General features: G+C 73.9%; 13 protein-coding genes. 8 read left to right on the top strand and 5 right to left on the bottom strand.

The genetic code is table 11. From position 1 onward, the window contains the following. Positions 1-229: 229 nt before the first annotated feature. Positions 230-1,546 (bottom strand): LCP family protein, encoded by a 1,317-nt coding sequence (locus APR04_RS16885; protein WP_253872164.1) that lies wholly within the window; start codon positions 1,544-1,546, stop codon positions 230-232. Positions 1,547-1,774: 228 nt separating this feature from the next. Continuing rightward, a complete protein-coding gene (locus APR04_RS16890) occupies positions 1,775-2,512 on the bottom strand; it encodes a TIGR03089 family protein (protein WP_253872166.1) in 738 nt (245 codons plus the stop codon). Between the two features lie 991 nt (positions 2,513-3,503). On the opposite strand from APR04_RS16890, the gene APR04_RS16895 reads away from it, so the two are divergent. The 3 genes from APR04_RS16895 (at position 3,504) to APR04_RS16905 (ending at position 9,027) form a co-directional block, all read left to right on the top strand. Further along, positions 3,504-3,845: a WhiB family transcriptional regulator gene (locus tag APR04_RS16895; protein ID WP_253872227.1), complete on the top strand. Its 342-nt coding sequence runs from the start codon at positions 3,504-3,506 to the stop codon at positions 3,843-3,845. A 155-nt stretch (positions 3,846-4,000) separates the two neighbouring features. Next, complete coding sequence (locus APR04_RS16900; RefSeq protein WP_253872168.1) at positions 4,001-7,375, top strand: glycosyltransferase family 2 protein; 3,375 nt, start codon at positions 4,001-4,003, stop codon at positions 7,373-7,375. Then, positions 7,372-9,027, top strand: coding sequence for a DUF5719 family protein (locus APR04_RS16905; RefSeq protein WP_253872170.1), 1,656 nt, complete (start codon positions 7,372-7,374; stop codon positions 9,025-9,027). Before APR04_RS16900 ends, APR04_RS16905 begins: the two co-directional genes overlap by 4 nt. Before the next feature lie 121 nt (positions 9,028-9,148). On the opposite strand, the gene APR04_RS31070 is transcribed toward APR04_RS16905, so the two are convergent. Then, entirely contained in the window at positions 9,149-9,790 is a 642-nt protein-coding gene (locus tag APR04_RS31070) for a metallopeptidase family protein (protein ID WP_308292361.1), read from the bottom strand. 202 nt (positions 9,791-9,992) lie between these two features. Here APR04_RS31070 and APR04_RS16915 point away from each other — a divergent pair, with 202 nt between their 5' ends. Continuing rightward, complete coding sequence (locus APR04_RS16915) at positions 9,993-11,657, top strand: DUF2142 domain-containing protein (RefSeq protein WP_253872173.1); 1,665 nt, start codon at positions 9,993-9,995, stop codon at positions 11,655-11,657. Positions 11,658-13,035: 1,378 nt separating this feature from the next. Here APR04_RS16915 and APR04_RS16920 read toward each other — a convergent pair. Further along, positions 13,036-14,664, bottom strand: a complete 1,629-nt coding sequence (locus APR04_RS16920) for a glycosyltransferase family 39 protein (RefSeq protein ID WP_253872175.1) — start codon at positions 14,662-14,664, stop codon at positions 13,036-13,038. 164 nt (positions 14,665-14,828) lie between these two features. Here APR04_RS16920 and APR04_RS16925 point away from each other — a divergent pair, with 164 nt between their 5' ends. From APR04_RS16925 to APR04_RS16940, 4 genes are read left to right on the top strand one after another with little or no spacing between them, the layout of a single operon-like run. Beyond that, positions 14,829-15,836, top strand: coding sequence for a glycosyltransferase family 2 protein (locus tag APR04_RS16925; RefSeq protein WP_253872177.1), 1,008 nt, complete (start codon positions 14,829-14,831; stop codon positions 15,834-15,836). Then, entirely contained in the window at positions 15,833-16,933 is a 1,101-nt protein-coding gene (locus tag APR04_RS31075) for a glycosyltransferase (RefSeq protein ID WP_253872179.1), read from the top strand. Before APR04_RS16925 ends, APR04_RS31075 begins: the two co-directional genes overlap by 4 nt. Continuing rightward, positions 16,930-17,931: a lysylphosphatidylglycerol synthase domain-containing protein gene (locus APR04_RS16935; RefSeq protein ID WP_253872181.1), complete on the top strand. Its 1,002-nt coding sequence runs from the start codon at positions 16,930-16,932 to the stop codon at positions 17,929-17,931. Before APR04_RS31075 ends, APR04_RS16935 begins: the two co-directional genes overlap by 4 nt. Positions 17,932-17,983: 52 nt before the next feature. Next, a complete protein-coding gene (locus tag APR04_RS16940; RefSeq protein WP_253872183.1) occupies positions 17,984-18,346 on the top strand; it encodes a DUF3499 domain-containing protein in 363 nt (120 codons plus the stop codon). 59 nt (positions 18,347-18,405) lie between these two features. Here the strand turns inward: APR04_RS16940 and manA are convergent, their stop codons facing one another. Continuing rightward, positions 18,406-19,644, bottom strand: a complete 1,239-nt coding sequence (gene manA / locus APR04_RS16945) for a mannose-6-phosphate isomerase, class I (protein ID WP_253872185.1) — start codon at positions 19,642-19,644, stop codon at positions 18,406-18,408. Positions 19,645-19,648: the final 4 nt, after the last annotated feature.

Genomic DNA, 19,648 nt, shown 5'->3' on the forward strand with positions numbered 1-19,648 from the left:
GGAACCCCGACGCCGGGGGTCTCCGCGTTCGTGAGCCCGCCCTGCTCCTTGCCCGCCGCGTCGGGCACGATACGCGGACGCTCGCCCGTGTCACCCACCGGGATCGCGTCGTCGGCCCCCGGACGCCCGCTCACGCCCTGCGGCGTGAAGCTCGGCGGTATCCGGACACGCGTCACGTCGTCGTCGGACCCTCGGGCCGGACGGTTCGACGTTCTGGGATCTGACATGGCTAGCCGCAGACCTTGGTGGTGTCGGCGCCGGTGAAAGCTTCTTCACCGGCCTGCTTGATCTCGGTCGACTCCGGCGTGGGCTCGGTGGCGCCACTCGTGCCGCTGTCGGTACCGGTACCGGTCTCGGTCCGGGCATCCGCACCGGCCTCCGTGCTCGCACCATCCGTCGGAGCGGAGGCCGAGGCGTCGGGCGACGGGGCGTCCGGGTCGGAGCCGACCGGCCTGTCGTGCTTGATGTCGTCCCACAGCTGTACGGCCTCGTCGGTCCAGAGGACGTTGGCCGTCTGGACCGGGTCGAACTCGTTGGGGACAGTCATGAAGGTGATCGTGTCAGGCCGTACGTTGCGCATGGAGTAAGCCAACCCGGCGAGTCCGTCGATGCTGGTGAGCTCCTTGTTCATGGTGAGCGAACCGGTCACCGCGTCGAGGAACCTGAGCGTCTTGGCTGGGTTGGTCAGCACCTCCTGGCTCAGCACCTTGCGGGCGAGCGAGGCCATGACCTCCTGCTGCCTGCCGATGCGGCCCAGGTCGGTCCCGTCGCCGAGCCCGGCGCCCGTACGCGCTCGTGCGTAGTCCAGCGCCTTGACGCCCCGGAGGGTGTGCGTACCCGCCTCCAGCTCCAGGTGGTTCGCCTTCGCGGAGTAGATGGCCTCCTCGACGCAGACGTCGATGCCGCCGACGGCGTCGATCATCGAGGAGAAACCGGCGAAGTCGACGACCACGAAACCGTTCATGAAGACGCCGGTCAGCTCCTCGACGGCCTTGACGGTGCACAGCGCACCCGACGCGACGTCGCCGCCGTACTGCACACCCTGGGAGAACGCGGCGTTGAACTTGGTGCCGTACAGCTCGGGGGTGGTGGTGCCGTCCTTCGTCGTGCAGCTCGGGAGGTCCACCGTGGAGTCCCGGGGGATGGAGATCATCTCGACCCGGGACCGGTCGCCCGAGATGTGCATGACGACGGTGGTGTCGGAACGGGCACCCATCTCGCCGCCGCCCGCCAGGTCCGCGTTGTCGCCGCCGCGCGAGTCGCTGCCCATGATCACGATGTTCAGCGGGGTGCCCGCGTTCGGGTCCTTCGGCAGCACCACCTTCGGACGGTCCGGCCCGAGGACGGTCATCTCCGCGGTCTCGATGTTCCCGGTCAGCTGGGTCACTGCCGCCGCACCGCCCGTGATCGCCAGCGAGAGCACCGCGACGAGCGCCAGTCCGACCGTGCGGGAAGCGCCGCTACCCAGTCCTTTCAGCGTCCGGGCATGCGACGGTCCCTCGGCAGAGGTCGTCGCACCTGCGGCGCTGAAGTCAGGGAACGTCACGGCCACCGATCCTAGATGCTGGGTGTCGCACGGCGGCGCGCCCTCCGAGGTCGGACCGTAGAGGGTTCGTGGAGAAGCCCGAAGACCCTGTGCGGCCAGTGCGAAAGGGCGTGCGACCGGACATTCGAACGCGTGGATACCCGGCATCCTCGAGTCGTTCGCCGCGCTCTCCGGCGGGCCGGACCTACCGGGCGCTCGGCGGGCGCCGAACGGCCGCGCTCGTCCGTGTCACCGCTGAGCCTGCTCGGTGCTCAGCAGCCGGGCCAGGCGGGCGTCGTCGTGCTCCAGCTCTGCGGCGGTCGCCGGGGAGGTGAGGACCACGGAACCGCCACCGGCCCAGACGCCGAGCAGGTGCCGCAGCAGGTCCGCGACCGCACCACGCCCGTCCACCAGCACTCGGGCACCGGCTCCGGGCTCTGGGACCAGGTCCTTGTGCCCGACGGTGCCCGCGGCGGTCACCAGGGCGTCCTGCTGGGGTTCTACCTCGGGCACCCAGCCGATGGCGTCGCCGTAGGTCATCACGGCCGAGGCCGCGTCGATGGCGCCGGGAGGCAGGTCGCCGTCGTACCGGCGGGCCAGCGCGGGCAGGGAGACGGCGACGAGGTCGGCCCCGCCGTCGGCCCAGCGCTCCGGGCTGTCGGTGACGACGACGTCCGGCTGCGCGACGGAGGCGTCGGGCACGGCGATGGTCGCGCCGGTACGCCAGGCGGCCAGCGCCCACACCGCGGTGCGCCAGTGCACGGGCAGGTCGACGACGACGCTGGTGCCCGGCCCGACGTCGAACTCCTCGACGAGCAGGTTGACGGTCTTGCTCGCCCAGTTGGCGAGGACGGCGCCGGAGAGCTCGACGCGTTCGCCGTCGTCGCCGTACCAGGTGAGACGGGGGCGACCGCCGTCGGCGGCGAGGCGAGCGAGGAGCGAGGCGATGTCGGGCACGGGGCCGCCGCTGCGGGACGCGATCTGCATGCCGTCAGCCTATGAGTTCGGATCTCCACCCGCGGACCGATGACTCCGGCGGCCGCCGAACCGCAACTTGTTCCGCCCCTGGCGGCGCCGAACCGCAAGTTGCGCGGGTTGGGGTCCGCCGAGCCGCAAGCTGCGCGGGTTGGTGCTGCCGAACCGCAAGTTGCCCGTGCTCAAGCGGCCGGTATGTCGCCGAACCGCAACTTGCTCGTCACGGGCCGCGCCGAACCGCGAGCCACGTGTCGATCAGGGCCCGGATGGACCATCTTCGTTCGGTTCGGCGTCGATGAAGAAGGGGAACTTGCGGCTCGGCGTTCGTCGGGCCGCTGGAGGACCACTAACTTGCGGCTCGGCGCCACGCTGCCCGCATCAACTTGCGGTTCGGCGACCAGCACGAGCAACGTGCGGCTCGGTATCTGTCGGGTGGCGGCCCGCTGATCGGCCGGACTGATCGACCGGACTGATCGGCCGGACTGATCGGCCGGACTGATCGACCGGACTGACCGGACTGACTGACCGGACTGACTGACCGGACAGACTTGCCGACTTGCCGACTTGCCGACTTGCCGACTTGCCGACTTGCCGACTTGCCGGCCGGCCGGCCGACCTGTCGACCCACCGATCCACCGATCCACCGATCCACCGATCCACCGACCCATCAGCCACCGACGCACCGGCCGACCTGTCGACCGACCGACACCGATCCCGGCCCTGGCGGCGGTTCGCCGGTGCCCGGGGATATGAAAAGCAGGAGCTCTGAGTGAGACGTGCGCCACGACCTGCGGAAGGACTCGTGAATTACCCGTGGAATCCGTGGGCGATAGCACATTTCCGCTTGACGACTCCAGGCGACACGCGTGTAATTCCATGTATGCAGTTTTCGTAGCGCATACGCAACGGGGCCTGGAGACTGCAGGTCTGGCCAGCCACGATGACCGGTATGGGTCGGGCCGGCAAGGCCCCGGAGCACGGACACGGCATGGAGGGGCACGTCATGTGGAACATTCTGGAATCGGACGTGAAGTTCCCGACTGACGCGGAAATCGCGGCGGTGCCGGTGGCACCGGTCCTGCCGCTTTTCGGCGAGCTGTACGAGCTGACGGAGCCGGACGAGTCGCTGCTCGGTTGGCAGGAGCGTGCCCTGTGCGCGCAGACCGACCCGGAGGCCTTCTTCCCGGAGAAGGGCGGGTCCACCCGCGAGGCCAAGAAGGTCTGCTCCGGCTGCGAGGTCAGGGCCGAGTGCCTGGACTACGCGCTGGAGAACGACGAGCGGTTCGGTATCTGGGGCGGTCTCTCGGAGCGTGAGCGGCGCAAGCTGAAGCGCCGCGCGGTCTGAGCCGGAGGTGAAGCGCAGGGTGGGAGCCGAGGAACGAGGCGCCCGCCCGAACAAGAACCGCAGGCTCGGACCGTACGGAAGGGTCTGAGAATTTCACCCCTCGACGGCGCGTCTGCGGCGTGTCGGCGCAGGCGCGCCGCATGATGTGAAGCGAGATGAGCGCTCCACGTACCGACAGCCTGTCGGCTCCCAGCCCGGACCGGGGCCCCCACGAGGCCACGGCCGGGCCAGCGTGGGCCAAGGTTCCGGCCCAGCCCTCCGCCCCCGCGCCGGTCGCCGTCACGGTGACCGCGGTCGTCGTGACGCGCGGCAGCAGCCCCTTCCTCGCCGCGACGCTCGCGGCCCTGCGGACGCAGTCCCGCACCCCCGACGACGTGGTCGTCGTCGACGTCGACACCGCCCCGGCGACGTCGGGCCACCCGGGCTCGCAGCTCGGTGGCGCGCGCTACGTGGCCGGTGCGGGCGCTCGCACCTTCGGTGACGCGGTCACCGTGGCCCTCGCCGCGACCGGCGCCCCTGAGCACGGCTGGCTCTGGTTCCTGCACGACGACTCCGCCCCCGCTCCAGGAGCCCTGGCAGCGCTGACCCGTGCGGTGGAGCACTCGAACGCCGTCGCCGTGGCGGGCTGCAAGCAGCGGCACTGGGAGACGGGCCCGGACGGCGAGCCGTTCGACCCGGAGCTGTCCGACCGGGGAGTGCTCGTCGAGGTGGGCCACACCGTGTCGCCGCTCGGCCGGCGCATGACCGGCATCGACGACACGGAGATCGACCAGGGCCAGCACGACTCGCGCGAGGACGTCCTCGCCGTCGGGCTCGCCGGGGCGCTCGTGCGGGCGTCGGTCTGGCGCGAGGTCGGCGGCACCGATCCTGCCTACGGCCAGCTCGGCGACTCGACCGACTTCTGCCTGCGCGTGCGCCTTGCCGGCCACAGGGTGGTCGTGGTGCCCGACGCCGTGGTGCGGCACGCACAGGTCGCCCTGCACGCCCCTGGGTCGTCCGGCGCACGGCGCCGCAGCCAGCTCTACCTGCGGCTGACGTCCGTCGCGCCCTGGATCCTGCCGTTCGCGATGCTCGCGATGCTGGTCTGGGCGCCGTTCATGGCGAGCTACCGGCTCGCCATGAAGCAGCCCCACCTGGCTCGCGACGAGCTCCTCGCGCCGCTGTGGGCGGTGTTCCGCCTGGGGCCGCTGCTGCGCGCCCGGCGCCGGACCGCGCGCACGTCGACAGTGCCCCGCAGCGTGCTGCGCCCGCTGCTGGGGACCTGGCGCGAGGTGGCCGCCGAGCGGCGCGACGAGCGGCTCGCCCGCGGTGAGGCTCATCGGGTCGACGCCGCGCCGTCCGAGCTGGAGCAGGCCGAGCTGCAGGCCCTGGCCGTCCGGCGCAGGACGGCGCTGAGCGTGGTCGTGCTCGCCGCCGTCGGCCTTGCGGCAGCACTGTTCGGGCCCGCCCTTGGTGCCCTCGCGGCGGGTGGCCGGCTGGTCGGCGGGGCGCTGCTCCCGGCGGGCGGCACGACGGCGACCGCGTGGTCGGCGGCGACGTCCGGCTGGGTGCGGGACGGGCTCGGCGCCGCCGCGGCGGCCGACCCCTTGCTGTTCGTCCTGTCCGGCCTGTCTGTCCTGGTGGGCGGCTCGCTGCAGCATGCGGTGGACGCGGTGCTCCTGCTGGCGCTGCCGATCGCCGCCGCCGGCGCGTGGGCCGCGGCGGGCACGGTGACGCGTTCCGTGTGGCTGCGGATGCTCGCGGCGCTCGCGTGGACCGTCACGCCGGCGTTCCTCGGGGCGCTGGACGGCGGCCTGTTCGGCGGCGTGCTGGCGCACGCACTGCTGCCCTGGACCGCTGTCGCGCTCGTCCGCGCGGTGGGTGCTCAGGCGGTCGACCGGCTCGGGCCGCCCGACGGCGCTGCCGAGGAGCAGGCCGGTGCCCGCGCACGCCCGTCCCGGACGGGCGCCGGTTCGCTGGGCGCGGCGGGCGCGGGCGGCCTGCTGCTCGCCTGCGTGGTGGCCGGTGCGCCCGCGCTGCTGCCCGCCGCCGTCCTGGTGCTGAGCGGTGCCATGCTCGTGGCGCCGCGCCGACGCGGCTACCTTGCGCTCACGCTCGGACCCGCCCTCGTGGTCGGTGTGCCCCTGTGGTGGACGGCGGTGCGGGACGGCGACCGCAGGCTCCTCACCGCCGAGCCGCTGGTCGGCTCCGGGGCCCCCGCGCCGGGGACGGCGTCGGGCCTCGAGCTGCTGCTCGGCCTGCCTGCGGCCCCCGACCCCTGGTTCGACGTGCCCGACGGCGGCACCGCGCTCCTCACCGCCCGCGCGATCGTGACGGCGGGCCCGTGGGCCCTCGGCGTGCTGGTGCTCGCCCTCGCGGTGGTCGGCCTCGTCGCCGCACTGCTGGGCATCGGCCGCAAGCGGGTGGCGGACGCCGGGCACCACGTCGCCGCGACGGCACCGGTGGGCTGGCTGGTCGCGGCAGCGGGACTCGGCGTGGCTGTGCTTTCCCAGTACGACGGCCGGTGGTCCGGACCCGGGCTGTCGCTGCTCCTCCTCGGTCTCGGCACCGCGGCCCTCGCGGGTGCCCGGGTGCTCTCGGGTCGGGGGGCGGCACGCCGCGGCTTCCTCGGCTCGGCACGCCGGGTCGCCGTCGCCGGGCTGGTCGTGCTCGCGCTCCTGCTCCCCGCCGCGCAGGCGGCCGCGTGGCTGACCGGCTCCGGGAGCGTCGCCGACGCCGGACGGGCCGGGACGCTGCACGTGACGACCGACGCGGTGGTGCCCGCCGTCGGGCAGCAGATGCAGGCGCCGCCGAGGCAGGCCCGCGTGCTGGAGGTCGGGTTCGCCGCGGACTCCGAAGGCACCGTCGAGTACGCGCTCCTGCGGGCCGACGGCTCCCAGCTCGCCGACGTCTCGGCGGCGGCCAGGGCGGCGTCGGACGACCGCCTCGCCGAGGACGACGGACCGGAGAGCGCGCTGGACGCCGCGGTCGCGGCGCTGGTCTCCGGCGCCACCGAGGGGGTGCCTGAGCAGCTGGCGGACCTGGGCATCGGCGCGGTGCAGGTCCGGTCCGCGGCCGTGGACGCAGGGTCGGGCGCCACGCGCGCCGTCGGCGACCTCGCGGCCACGCTCGACATGGTGCCAGGCCTGAGCCGGGTCACCGAGGGGCAGGAGGTCTCGGTGTGGCGGGTCGCGCCCGTCGACGAGCCGGCGCCCGGCTGGGCCCGCGTCGAGGAGGACGGCACCACGCGCGAGGTGCTGCCGTCCGCAGGCACGACCGTCCGCGCCGACGTCGCGGCGGGCGACGCGGACCGCACCGTCGTGCTGGCGGAGACCGCGGGCTCGGGCTGGCACGCGACCCTGGACGGCCGCCGGCTGGAGCCGGCGGCCGAGGAGGCAGGGCTGCAGGCCTTCGCGCTCGGGCCCGACGCCGGGCAGCTGGTGGTGCGCTACGAGGCGCCCCACCGCACGGCATGGCTGGTGCTCACGACGTTCACGCTGGTGGTCTTCGCCCTGCTGGCGCTGCCGGTGGGCCGTAGGAGGGTTCGATGAGGCGCAAGAGGCTCGCGGTGCCGGCGCCCGCCCGCCGGACGGCCGCTGCGGTGGGCGGCCTGTTGTGCGCGATGGCGGTCGCCGCGCTCGTCGTCACCGACGACGCGGGGCACGTCGCTGTCCCGCCGGAGGACGGCGTGCACGCGGTGCCCGTTGCCGCCGCCGAGACCGGTCTGGTCTGCCCAGCGCCCGCCGAGCTGCAGCAGCCGGACGTCGGCGACGACGAGTTCAGCGCAGCTCCCGTCGAGACCACCACGTCGCTGACCGCCGCCGTGCTGACCGCCGCCCTGCTGCACGGTGCGGTGCTGGACGGCGCGGTGCCGGACGGTGCTGACGGTGCTGACGGTGCGGAGCCCTCGGTCACCACCCTCGACGGGGACCGGTCGGCGGGCCTCACCGGCCCGCTCGAGGCCGGCGACCTCGCCCAGGTGCGCGCGGGCGAGGCGGACGGCGCCCGCACGGTGCGCGTGACACCGGGCGGCGCGACCTACGCGACGGGCACGGTGGCGTCCGTGACCACCGACGGCGACCTGCGCGGCCTGGTCGCCGGACCGTGCGCGGTGCCGGCCGTCGAGCACTGGCTGGTGGGCGGCGGCACCTCGGTGGGTTCGAGCGGTCGCCTGGTGCTGCAGAACCCCGGCCGGACGCCCGCGACCGTCAGGCTGGAGGCCTGGGGCGCCGCCGGTCCGGTCGTGCTGGGGAGCCAGTCGCTCGTCGTGGTGCCGCCGGGCGAGCAGGTGGTCACCATGCTCGAGGCCGTCGCGCCCGGCCAGAGCCGCCTCGCCCTGCACGTCACCGCAGAGGGCGGCCGGGTGGGCGCCTACGTCCAGCACCACCGGATCGAGGGCCTGGTGCCTACCGGTGCCGACCTCGTCGTGGGTGGCGGCGCCCCGTCGCGCGCGACGGCGGTGTCGGGTGTTGTCAGCACCGGCGAAGCCGTCGACGACCCGCACGCGCCCCGCCTCGACCTCCTGACGCCCGGCGATACCGCGGGGACGGCGCGCCTCTCGGTGCTCGGGCCCGACGGGCCGGTCCGGCTGCGTGGTGGCGAGGAGATGGCGCTCGAACCGGGCCGGCTCAGCACCCTGCCCCTTGGCGGGCTGCCCGAGGGCGCCTACACCGTGGTCGTCGACGCCGACGTCCCGGTCGTCGCAGGTGCCGCCGTCGACCGCAAGGGCGCCGCCGCCGCGCGCGCGGTGATCGACGACGACCCGTACGACAGGGCCTGGCTGGCCGGGCAAGCGGTACCCACGGCGGGCCTCGTGGCCGACGGCGCGGTCGCCGTCCCCGAGCACGTCTCCTACGGGGTGACGCTGAGCGGCGTGCCCGACGAGCGTGACCCGGAGCAGATCCAGGACGTGGAGGGCAGCACCGAGGTGGCGCTGCGCGGCGTCGGGCCGGACGGCGACGAGGCCTGGACCCGCACGGTCGACGTGCCCACAGGGGAGACCGTCGAGCTGGACCCGGCCGAGCTGTCAGAGCTCGGCGACGCCGTCGCGGTGGTCGCGGAACAGTCGGCGGACGAGCCCGGCGTGGTCTGGTCGGTGAGCATCGCGGAGACCGACGACACCTCCCTGTTCTCGGTGCTGGCGCCCACGGCCCCGCTCGCGGCGGGCGGGGACGTGCGCGTGCGCCGGGTCGACGCCGGCTGAGCCAGAGGTGAAGCGCAGGGTGGGGCCGCAGCGAAGCAAGGCTCCCGCCCGGAGCGGAGCAAGGCTCCCGCCCGGAGCGGAGCCGCAGGCTCAGCCGATACGAACGGAGGCTGAGCCGGGCTCAGGACCGGTCGCCGAAGTTCGGGTCGATCTCTTCGGGCGCGCGGGCCAGCATGTGCGCCACCTGCTCCACGACGACGTCGCGCACCAGGTCAGCGAGGTCCTCCCGGTCGAAGGCCCGCACCTCGACGGGCCGCCGGTAGACCACCACGCGGCCCGGCCGGCCCGCCTCCGCCGGAAAGAACCGGCCGAGCAGCACGCCGCCGTCCTCCCACGGCGCGGGGTCCGACGGCGGAACGTCCTCGACCGCGAACTCGGTACCGCGCAGCTGCGTGGCCCAGGCCCGGTCCAGATCTTCGACGACGTCGAGCACGAGGTCGTCGAACCGCTGCGCGCGCGTGCGGTGCGCGGGCGTGCCGGGCGGGAACATGGGGCCGCGCGGGCCGCGGCCGCGGCGGTCCCTGCGTCGGGGGCGGGCGGACCCACCGGAGGCGTCACCCGGCTGCCCGCCGGAGTCGCCGGGGCGGGTCGCGGCGAGCCGGAGCAGGTCGGCCTGGGAGGCCTTGGGGATGCCGGACGAGCTGCCTGGACCGGGGGAGCCGTTGGCGCCGGGAGAGCCGCTGGGGGTACCGGGGGAGCTGCCGGCCGGGCCGGGGCCGCGGTCCGACCGCCGGTTCCGGCCACGAGGAGAAGACGAAGGCACCTACCGACGATACGTCCGATCGGGGGTGGGGTCGGGCACCGCCACGGTTGCTGCGACGCCTGCACGAGGTTGGCACCTGGCATCGAGATCGGCACAGCGCTGGACCGATCTCGATGCGGAGTGCCGACCTGGTGCGAAGCTGCCGACTTCGAAGTGTTCACCAGCACGGGAGACGACGGCTGGGCACCCCTATCCTGTGACCGTGCGAGACGATCCCGCCGAGGCGGCGTACCGCCGGGCGCTTGCCCTCATCACCGCACTCGTCACCCTGGTGGGTGTGTGCTGGGCGGTGCTGACCCCGGCGTTCCGGGCACCTGACGAGCCGCAGCACGTCAACAGCGTGCTGCGCCTCGCGTACGGCGGCGGCTGGCCCGCCGCCGGCGAGGCTCTCGTCGGCCCGGCGATGGACGAGGCGCGCGACCAGGCGGCGCTCACGACCGACGTGCCCGGCCGACACCTCGACCGGGAAGGCGTCCCCGCGTTCGTCGCGGTGCCGCCGACCCGTGACGTCGACCGTGGCACGGTCACCCGCGACAACGCGCTGGCGGACCCCGTCCCGCCAGGCACCAGCACCCGCGGGCTGGAGCCCGAGGCCGTCGACCAGATGACGCAGCACCCGCCGCTGTACTACGCGGTGGCGGCCGGCGTGCTGCACCTGACGGGCACGGCCGAGGCACGCTGGGACGTCCAGCTCCTGGTGCTGCGGCTGTTCGACGTCGCGCTCCTGCTGCCTGTGCCGCTGCTGACCGCCGCGGCCGTGCGGCGCCTGGCCAGGTCGCGCGCGGCGGCGCTGGTGGCGGCATCGTTCACGCTGTTCGTGCCGCAGGTGGGGCACATCATGGGCAGCGTCACCAACGACGCGCTGGTCACGGTCAGCGGGGCGATGATCACCTACCTGAGCGCCCGGGTGGCCACGGGCGATCTGCGGCCGCGCACGGCGGCCCTGCTCGGTGCGGCGGTCGGCCTCGGGCTCCTCACCAAGGTCATGGCGGCGTTCGCGGTGCCAGTGGTGGTGGCCGCCTACCTGCTGGCGCCCGGGCCACGCGCCAGGCGCGGGGCGGGGGTGCTCATCGCGGGCGGTGCGGCGCTCGCCGTCGGCGGCTGGTGGTGGCTGCGCAACCTGCTGGTGCTGGGGACGGTCCAGCCGGTCGGTATCCCGGACCGGTTCGTCGAGGACGAGCCGCACGGCCTCTGGTACTTCGTCCGGGTCGTGGTGACGAGCCTGACCCGGTCGTTCTTCGGCAACCTCGGCTGGCTGGAGCTCCGCGTGCCCGACGCCGTGTTCTGGACCGCCGCCGTCGTCGTCGCGGCGCTGTGCGGCCTGGCCGTGGTGCGCGGCCCGGCGCGCCGGGCGACCGCGGTGCTCCTGCTGCTGCCCGCCGCGCTGTGGTGCGGCGTCCTGGTCAATGCCTGGCCCGACTACTCGGCCCACGGCTGGATCTCCGCGGTGCAGGGCCGGTACCTGTTCGCGGGGCTCCTGGCCCTCGGGACCGGGACTGCGCTGGGCCTGCACGCGCTGCTCGGCACGCGGCTGCGCAGCGCAGTGCCCTGGGTGACGGGAGCTGCGGGCGTGACGGCGGCGAGCGGGCTCGGGTTCGGCTTCTGGGGGTTCTACCAGGGCCCGGGGCAGTCCGTGGCCGACGCCGCGGCCCGCTGGGCCGGGTGGAGCCCGCTGACCGGCCCTCAGCTCGTGCTGGTCGGGTCCGTGACGGTGGTCGTGGGTGCCGCTGCCGTGGTGGCGTCCGTCCGGTTCGCGCGCGCCGCGCTGAGCTCGCGGACCGCACGGAGCGCGAGCACCGCGGAACCCACGATGGTCGCCGCCGCCAGCACCCCCACGACCGCCGCGGGCAGGGACGCCTCGGCGTAGTACCCCGGCTCAGAGGGCGTGGCCAGCTCGACCGACAGCCAGACCGCCAGGTCGAGGACGGTCACAGCGGTCCAGGCGGGAACGAGCAGCCGGGGCCGTACCGCGAGGCCCGCTGCTATCGCCAGGCACAGGGCGACCGAGACCACCAGCAGGTAGCGCGGGTACACGCCGCCGCTGCTGGCGGCGTACGCCACCTGCACCGATACCGAGACGAGCACCGCGATGACGGGCAGGGCGCGCAGCAGGAGCTCGTCGGTGCGGCGGGTCTCGGCGTGCTCGGCCGGCGGGGCCTCGACCAGCGGGGCCTCGACCGGCGACTCGCGGCGTCGGACCGCTGTGATGAGCGCGACGATCATCGGCGTCCACACGAGCAGCAGGGCCGTGACCACGAGCGTCGTGACGGTGAGGGGCGTGCTCGGCGGGAGCCGCCCGGCCCACCAGAAGATGTCGGGCAGGCGGAGCCAGGTCTCCGGGTCGGCCAGCACCGCCCACACGGGCCGTTCCTGCCGGTTCTGGTTCGCCAGCGCCCAGTCAAAGTGTGACCCCGTGACGGTGCCGGTCAGCTGCACGTTGCGCAGGTAGAACCATCCGCTGGTGGCCAGCACCGCTCCCGGTCCAGCCAGCGCCAGCGCGACGACGTGTACCCACCGGCCGCGGCCCTGCCCGGCCCGGATCGCGCCGGCGGCCAGGGCGACGGCGGCGACGACGGCGGCGATGAGCGCGGCGGACAACCGGGTGAGCGCACACGTCGCGGCGACGAGCGACAGCCACATGATCAACCGGGGCTCGAGCCCACGCCGCACCGCCGTCGCGGCCAGCCCGAACAGCACGGTGACTCCGGTGGCGGCCAGCAGGTCGTTGTAGGCGTTGCCGCCCACGTGCGCGGTGGCGGGCATGGCGCCGGCGAGGAACGCGACGAGCGGGGGCAGCACGCTGCCCGGCCGCGTCAGGCGTCGGGCGCTCCACCAGGCAGCGAGCACGAAGGCGCCGCTGAGCAGCACGTTCACACCGCGCGCGGCGTAGACGGCGGCGACCGGGTGCCCGGCGTCCGCCAGCGGGCCCACCAGCGGGGCGACCAGCAGGTAGTACAGCGGTGGGTGCTGGGCGGTCCACTGCACGGGTGCGAGCCAGGCGCCGTCGGGCCGCAGCTCGAGCCCGTCCTCGAAGACCGGGAGCTCGCCGTGCCACACCTGGTAGGCGTAGTCGACGTGCGGTGGTTCGTCGCCGGTCGCGTACGGGGCGTCGGCGAGGGCGACCAGCAGGGCCAGGAGCATTCCCGAGACCACAGCGCAGAGGACGGCGACCTGCTCGGCCTGCCCGCCGAGCCGTGGCCGGTACCGGGAGACGGACCGGGAGACGGACCGGGCGAGCGAGCGCATCACGTGGCCACCAGGGAGCCGGCGTCTGCCTGGGCGGGATCCGGCCGCCGTGCGCCGAGGGCGGACCGGGCGAGCGAGACGGCGACGGCGGTGCCGAGCGCCAGGCCTGCGACCGCCAGCGCGACCAGCACGGCGCTCGGGAACGCGTACCAGTGGCCCACTGCGGCCAGAGCCCGGACGAACGCGCCCGGTCCGGCGTCGTGCGGCATCCAGTACAGGTGCCACACGTCGTGCTGGAAGGCCAGGTGCATGCCGCCCGCGAGGGTCAGCACCGCGAGCGGCACGAGCCTGCGCCACAGGGGCCGTAGCACCGCCGCGCCGGCGAGCGCGACGACCAGCAGCCCCACGAGGCCGGTGTAGAGGTACCGGCCCTGCTGGGCGGCGCCGAGGTCCTGGAACGCCGCGAACTGCTCCCACGAACCGCGGGCGACGATCCCGGTAAGGGCGGGCACCGGGAACAGCAGGACGAGCGCGTCGAGCGGGCGGAGGGGGCGGCGCACCAGGGCGGTGCCGAGCCCCGCGAGGATCACGACGAGCGCCACGCGGGCCATCCACCAGGAGGCGTCGTGCTCGCGGGCTGCCGCGTGGTCCTGGACGAAGAAGAGCGTGACCATGCGTTCGGTGAACCGGCCGAGCCACGCGAAGCCGCCGTCGGACCAGCCGTAGACCGGGGTGAGGTCGGGCGGGGTGGCATGCGTGCCGTGCGGCTGCAGCATGCCGTGCACCACCAGGTTGCGGACCCACCAGGCGACGCCGGGCAGGGCGACTGCGGCGGCCACCAGCAGCGACGTCACGGCGGTCCGCAGGCGGGCCCGGTGCCGGTACCCGGCGACGAGGTAGGCGAGCAGGATCCACGGGGGGAACATCAGGGCGAAGCCCTTGGTCAGCAGCGCGAGCATCGTGACGAGCCCGAGGAGGGCTGCGGTACGCCGGCTCAGGTCACCGGTGAGGACCCGCGTCACCAGGAACGTGGCGCACGCCCCGAGGACCACCAGAAGGTTGTCGTTGTTCACCGCGGACGCCAGGTGCGTCAGCTCCGGGATGCCGAGCGGGACCAGCGCTGCGGCGACCGGGAGCGGCTCGGGCAGGCGCAGCCGCCGTGCGGTGGCGAACAGCAGCAACGGCAGGGGGAGCGCGAGCAACGCGTTCCACCAGCGCAGGAGCAGCCACACCTGGTCCAGCGGCGCGTCCGCCCAGCCGGGCACCAGGCCGACGACGCCTGCGCCGAGCAGGTAGTACAGGGGAGGGTGCTGTACGAGCTGGTTGAACACCGGCTCGGCTCCGCCGTCGGGCAGCTCGGCCGTCATCGTGGCGGAACCGCCGCCCGCCAGGTACGAGGGCCGCTCGCCGCGGGGCGGGACGTCCTGGCGGTCCGCCAGGTGCAGCGGGCCGTCCAGGCTGTCGGCCTCGACGAAGCCGCCTGCCGTCACGCCCTGGGTGACGTACGTGGTGCCGGGGCCGGGCCACGGCCAGGCGTCGCCCTGCAACACCTGGAGGACCAGGTCCACGTGCTGGCGCTCGTCGGGCGAGCGGACGTTGGGGAAGACGGCGGTCTGGCCGAGCAGCACCGCGAGGTGCAGGAGCACGATCAGCCACACGACGACCGGGACCGTGCGGGGTCGGGTCACGCGAGCAGGATAACCACGGCCCGACGGCTGTTCCCGGCGGTGCGATAACGGCCGGATAACAGTAGCTCCATGGCACCTGATGTTCACGCTCCGGTCATGTCTCGTGCTTAGGCTTGTGATGCCACTCACTGCTTGCCCAAAGCCGCGACTGAAAGCACAGGGCCATGAAGCTGTTCGTGCAGATTCCCTGCTTGAACGAGGAAAAAACCCTTCCTCTGGTGCTTGCCACAATTCCCCGCAACATTCCGGGGATCGATGAGATCGAGATCCTGGTCGTCGACGACGGGTCCACGGACGGCACTGTCGAGGTGGCACGTCGCCTCGGCGTGCGGCACTTCGTGCACCACACCCGGAACATGGGTCTGGCCAGGTCGTTCAGGGACGGTGTCGACTACGCGCTCCGGCACGGGGCCGACATCGTGGTGAATACCGACGGCGACGACCAGTACCCGCAGGAGCGGATCGGCGACCTGGTGATGCCCGTGGTGCTCGGCGACGCCGACATCGTGATCGCCGACCGGCAGACCGGCACGATCGAGCATTTCTCGCCGCTCAAGAAGGCGCTGCAAAGAATAGGCAGCAAGGTCGTGAACTTCGCCGCGGGAACCGACCTTCCCGACGCCGCGAGTGGTTTCCGCGCGTATTCCCGTGGGGCGCTGATGCGCCTCAACGTCGTCACACAGTTCAGCTATTGCATGGAGACGATCATCCAGGCCGGGCACAAGCGGCTGCGGATCCAGAGCCTGCCGGTCACCACCAACCCGAGGACCCGCGAGTCGCGGCTGTTCACGAGCATGTGGCAGCACATCGCGAAGTCGGCCCAGGCGATCAGCCGGTCCTACGTGATGTACAAGCCGCACGCCGTGTTCATCACGCTCGGCCTCGTCTTCGCGCTCGGTGCCGCGGTCCCGTTCAGCCGGTACGCGGTGCTCCTGGCCGCCGGCACCGGCGGTCAGCACCTCCAGTCGATAGTGCTCGGCGCGGCGTCCCTCGTCGGGGCGCTGCTCAGCTTCGCGCTGCTCGTCCTGGCCGACCTCCAGCGCACCAACCGGGTGCTGCTCGAGGAGACGCTGGAGCGGCTCAAGGACGTGCAGTACGGCACGACGGCTGCACCGGCCGCGACCGGATCGGCAGAGAACCGGACCACGGACGTCGCGGCGGCCGTGCAGTGATCGCGTTCGGTACGTACGACGCCGCACGGCACCCGCGCATCGCCGTCCTCGTCGCCGGGCTGCGCGCCCACGGCGTCAAGGTCACCGAGCTGAACCGGCCGCTCGGCCTCTCCACCGCCGAACGGGTCCGCATGCTCCAGCAGCCGTGGCGGCTGCCCGTCCTCGCCGCTCGGCTGCTGCGCTGCTGGGCGGGCCTGGTGGGCGACGCAGCACGGCAGCGACGAGCGGAGGGCCGGCCCGGTGCCGTGCTCGTCGGATACCTGGGCCACTTCGACGTACTGCTCGCCCGGCTGCTGTACCCGCGCTCGGTGGTCGTGCTCGACCACCTGGTCTTCGCCGGGGACACCGCCACGGACCGGGGAGCGGCGGGCCTGCGCGTCCGGCTGCTGACGGGCCTGGACCGGCTGGCCGTCTCGTGCGCCGACCTGGTCGTGACCGACACCGAGGAGCACCGCCAGATGCTCCCCCACCCCGGCAAGGGCGTGGTCGTGCTCGTCGGTGCCCCGGACGCCTGGCGTGCGGTGGGCTCACGCTCAGCCGCCGAGGTCGACGCCGGTGGCCTGTCCGTGGTGTTCTTCGGGCTGTACACCCCGCTGCAGGGCGCACCGGTCATCGCAGAGGCCGTGCGCGACGCCGTCGCGGCCGGTGCTCCGCTGCGCGTGACGATGGTCGGCTCCGGCCAGGAGCTGCCCCGGGCACGCGACATCCTGGCGCGGACGCCGGGTGTGACCTGGCACGACTGGGTGGAGCCTGCCGAGCTCCCCGCCCTCGTGGCAGGTCATCAGGTGTGCCTCGGCATCTTCAGCGACACCCCGAAGGGCGTCCGGGTGGTGCCGAACAAGGTGTACCAGGGCCTCGCCGCGGGCTGCGTCGTCATCACCTCCGACACGCCACCGCAGCGCCGGGCGGTGGGGCAGAACGTCGAGCTGGTCCCGGCGGCCGACCCCGGGGCGCTCGCGGACCGGCTCGCCGAGCTCTGCGACCCGGCGGTGCTGGCGGCCGCCCGGATCCGCGCCGCGCACGGCCGTGACCGGATCCGTCCGCGGGTGGTCACCGAGCCGCTGGTCACGGAGCTGCGCCGCAGGAACGCGCTGTGACGGCAGGCCGGGCCGGCACGACGGCGACGGGCGCCGGACGCTCCATGGTGCGGGGCGCCCTCGCCACGCTCCGGTCGCCGTGGGTGCGGTGGGGCTTCCTCGCGATCGCCCTGGTGCTGGCCGTCTGGTACGTGCTCGGCAACGCAGCGGCCCTGGCCCGGGCCGCGGCCGACCTGTCCGCGACCGATGTCGTCCTTGTCGTCGTGCTCGGGGTCCTGTACGTGTGGTGCACCCTGCTGGCGTGGCGCGCGGTCCTCGCGGACCTGGGGTCGCCCCTGTCGCTGCGGAGGGCCGTCGCGGTGTTCGGGATCAGCCAGCTCGGCAAGTACGTGCCGGGCGGTGTCTGGAACATCGTGGCCGCCGCGGAGGTCGGCGCGGGACACAGCGTGCCGCGCAGCCGGTCGGCCGTCTCGATGCTGGTGGCCGTCGCAGTGTCGGTCGCGTCGGGTGCCGCGGTCGGCGCTGTGGCGCTGCCGTTCGTCACCGCCGGCACACTGGGCGCCTGGTCCTGGGTGGCGTGGGCGGCGCCGGCGGTCGTGGTCGTGCTGGCCCCGCCCGTGCTGAACCGGCTCATCGGTCTGGCGCTGCGGGTCGCCCGGCGGGGCGGGCTTGACCATCCGATGACGTGGGGCGGTCTGGGTCGCGCGGCGGCCTGGTCCGTGGCCGGGTGGCTCGTGGCGGGGGCGCAGCTCTGGGTGCTCTGCGCGGGGCTCGGCCTGCCGCCCACCGTGCGGACCTTCGCCCTTGCGACCGGCGGCTGGGCGCTCGCCTGGACCGCCGGGTTCCTGTTCGTGGTCGCGCCTGCCGGTGCGGGTGTGCGTGAGGTGGTCCTGGCGGCGGTCCTCGCCGGGGCGCTGCCTGCCCCCGCCGCCGCGCTCGCCGTGCTCGTCAGCCGGGTGGTCCTCACGGTGATCGACCTGCTTCTCGCGGGTGCGGGACTGCTGGTGGCACGCGGGGTGCGGCGCACCGGTGCGCAGCTCCCGCCGTTCCGGCCGTGACCGTCCGGGCGTGTTCGGCGCGTCGTGCCCGGTCAGGGCGTAGTGTCGGCGCGTGAGATCGGTGAGACAGTGTTCGCGCTCGGCCTGTACAAACGCGGCCGTGGCGACACTCACGTATGTGTACGCGGACTCGACAGCGGTACTGGGCCCGCTTGCGCACCTGGCCGAGCCCCACAGCTACGACCTGTGTGCGGAGCATGCTGAACGGCTGACCGCGCCGCGTGGGTGGGAGGTGGTCCGCCTCATGCCCGAGTTCGAGGACGCCGGGCCCAGCCCGGACGACCTGTCCGCACTGGCCGACGCCGTGCGCGAGGCCGGACGGGTACGCCGTCCGGCGGAGCCGCCGTCGGTCACCGAGACGGCGCGCCGCGGCCACCTGCGCGTCCTGCGCGCCGACGACAGCCCGTCAGCCTGACGCCGCCTGACGAACCATAGGAGCGTCCTTTTACCGATCACTCGCCTGCGGTACGAAGGTCACGGCACCCAGGCGCAGACCGCGTGGCCCGCGCCGGACAGCACCAGGTTCCCGGCGTCGTGCGGCACGAAGACCGAGTCACCCTGGACGAGACGTCGCGGGCCGTCCTCCGCGCGGTCGGCGTCGAGCTTCAGCTCGCCGGCCAGGCACAGCAGGATCCGCGGGCCCGTCGCGGGCAGCGTGACCAGTTCCGCGGGGTCGACGTCGGCCGTCGTGAGGGCGAACTCCGTGACCGGCACGCGGTAGGTGTGCACCTGCCCGCGGCTGCCCGCCGTCGTCATCTCGGGGATGGACGGCTGCTGCGGAGCGAACACGGTGCAGTCGACGAGGTTCTCCTCGTCCACGAGCTTGGTGGTGAGCCCGGCGCGCAGCACGTTGTCGGAGCTGGCCATGATCTCGATGCCCAGCCCGGACAGGTAGGCGTGCACGACGCCGGCGGGGGTGAACGCGGCCTCGCCCGGCTCGAGCGAGAACCGGTTGAGCATGAGGGAGGCGATGGCGCCGGGGTCACCGGGGTGCTGCTCGGCGAGGTCGACCACCGTGCGGTCGGCGCGCTCGAACGGCGAGCCGGCGGCCAGGCGGGCCCGCACCGAGTCGAGAGTGATCCGGATGTCGGCCGCGCAGGCGTCGGAGGCGCGCGCCGACAGCAGGTGGTTGAAGGCCTCACGCATGCCGTCGTGGCTGCGGTCGCGCAGCAGCGCGGCGCGGACGCCGTCGACGAGGTCGCCCGGCAGCCCGTCCAGCACGTCCAGGATGGTGCGCGGGGTGCGGAAGCCCGCAAGCCCCTCGAACTGCGACAGCGCGACGACCATCTCGGGCTTGTGCTGGTCGTCCTTGAACGAGCGCTTCGGCGACGACAGCGGCAGACCGGCCTTGTTCTCGCGCGCGAAGCCCTCTCGGGCCTGCCGCGGTGAGGGGTGGACCTGGAGCGAGAGGGCCTTGCCGGCCGCCAGCACCTTCATCAGGTACGGGAGCCGCGGGCCGAACTGCTCCGCCACGCGGTGGCCGAGCGTCTGCACGGGGGCCTCGCGGACCAGGCGGTCGAGCGCTACGTCCTCGTTCCCGATCACGCTGACCGACGGCGCGCTGGTGTGCGCGCCGAGCCACAGCTCGGCCTGCGGCCCGCCGTCGGGCTCGCTGCCGAGCAGGTGGGGGATCGCTTCGACGGACCCCCAGTCGTACCGCTGGATCGTGTTGGTCAGCGAAAGGGGCGCGTGAAACTGAGCGACGGCTAGCACCGCG

Origin of the sequence: Promicromonospora umidemergens, assembly GCF_024171995.1 — a bacterium.
GTDB lineage: Bacteria > Actinomycetota > Actinomycetes > Actinomycetales > Cellulomonadaceae > Promicromonospora > Promicromonospora umidemergens.

Excerpts from the sequence above, each read along its gene's own strand:
- APR04_RS16890 (WP_253872166.1), bottom strand. The coding sequence starts at position 2,512 with ATGCAGATCGCGTCCCGCAGCGGCGGCCCCGTGCCCGACATCGCCTCG.
- APR04_RS16895 (WP_253872227.1), top strand. The coding sequence starts at position 3,504 with ATGTGGAACATTCTGGAATCGGACGTGAAGTTCCCGACTGACGCGGAA.
- APR04_RS16900 (WP_253872168.1), top strand. The coding sequence starts at position 4,001 with ATGAGCGCTCCACGTACCGACAGCCTGTCGGCTCCCAGCCCGGACCGG.
- APR04_RS16905 (WP_253872170.1), top strand. The coding sequence starts at position 7,372 with ATGAGGCGCAAGAGGCTCGCGGTGCCGGCGCCCGCCCGCCGGACGGCC.
- APR04_RS16925 (WP_253872177.1), top strand. The coding sequence starts at position 14,829 with ATGAAGCTGTTCGTGCAGATTCCCTGCTTGAACGAGGAAAAAACCCTT.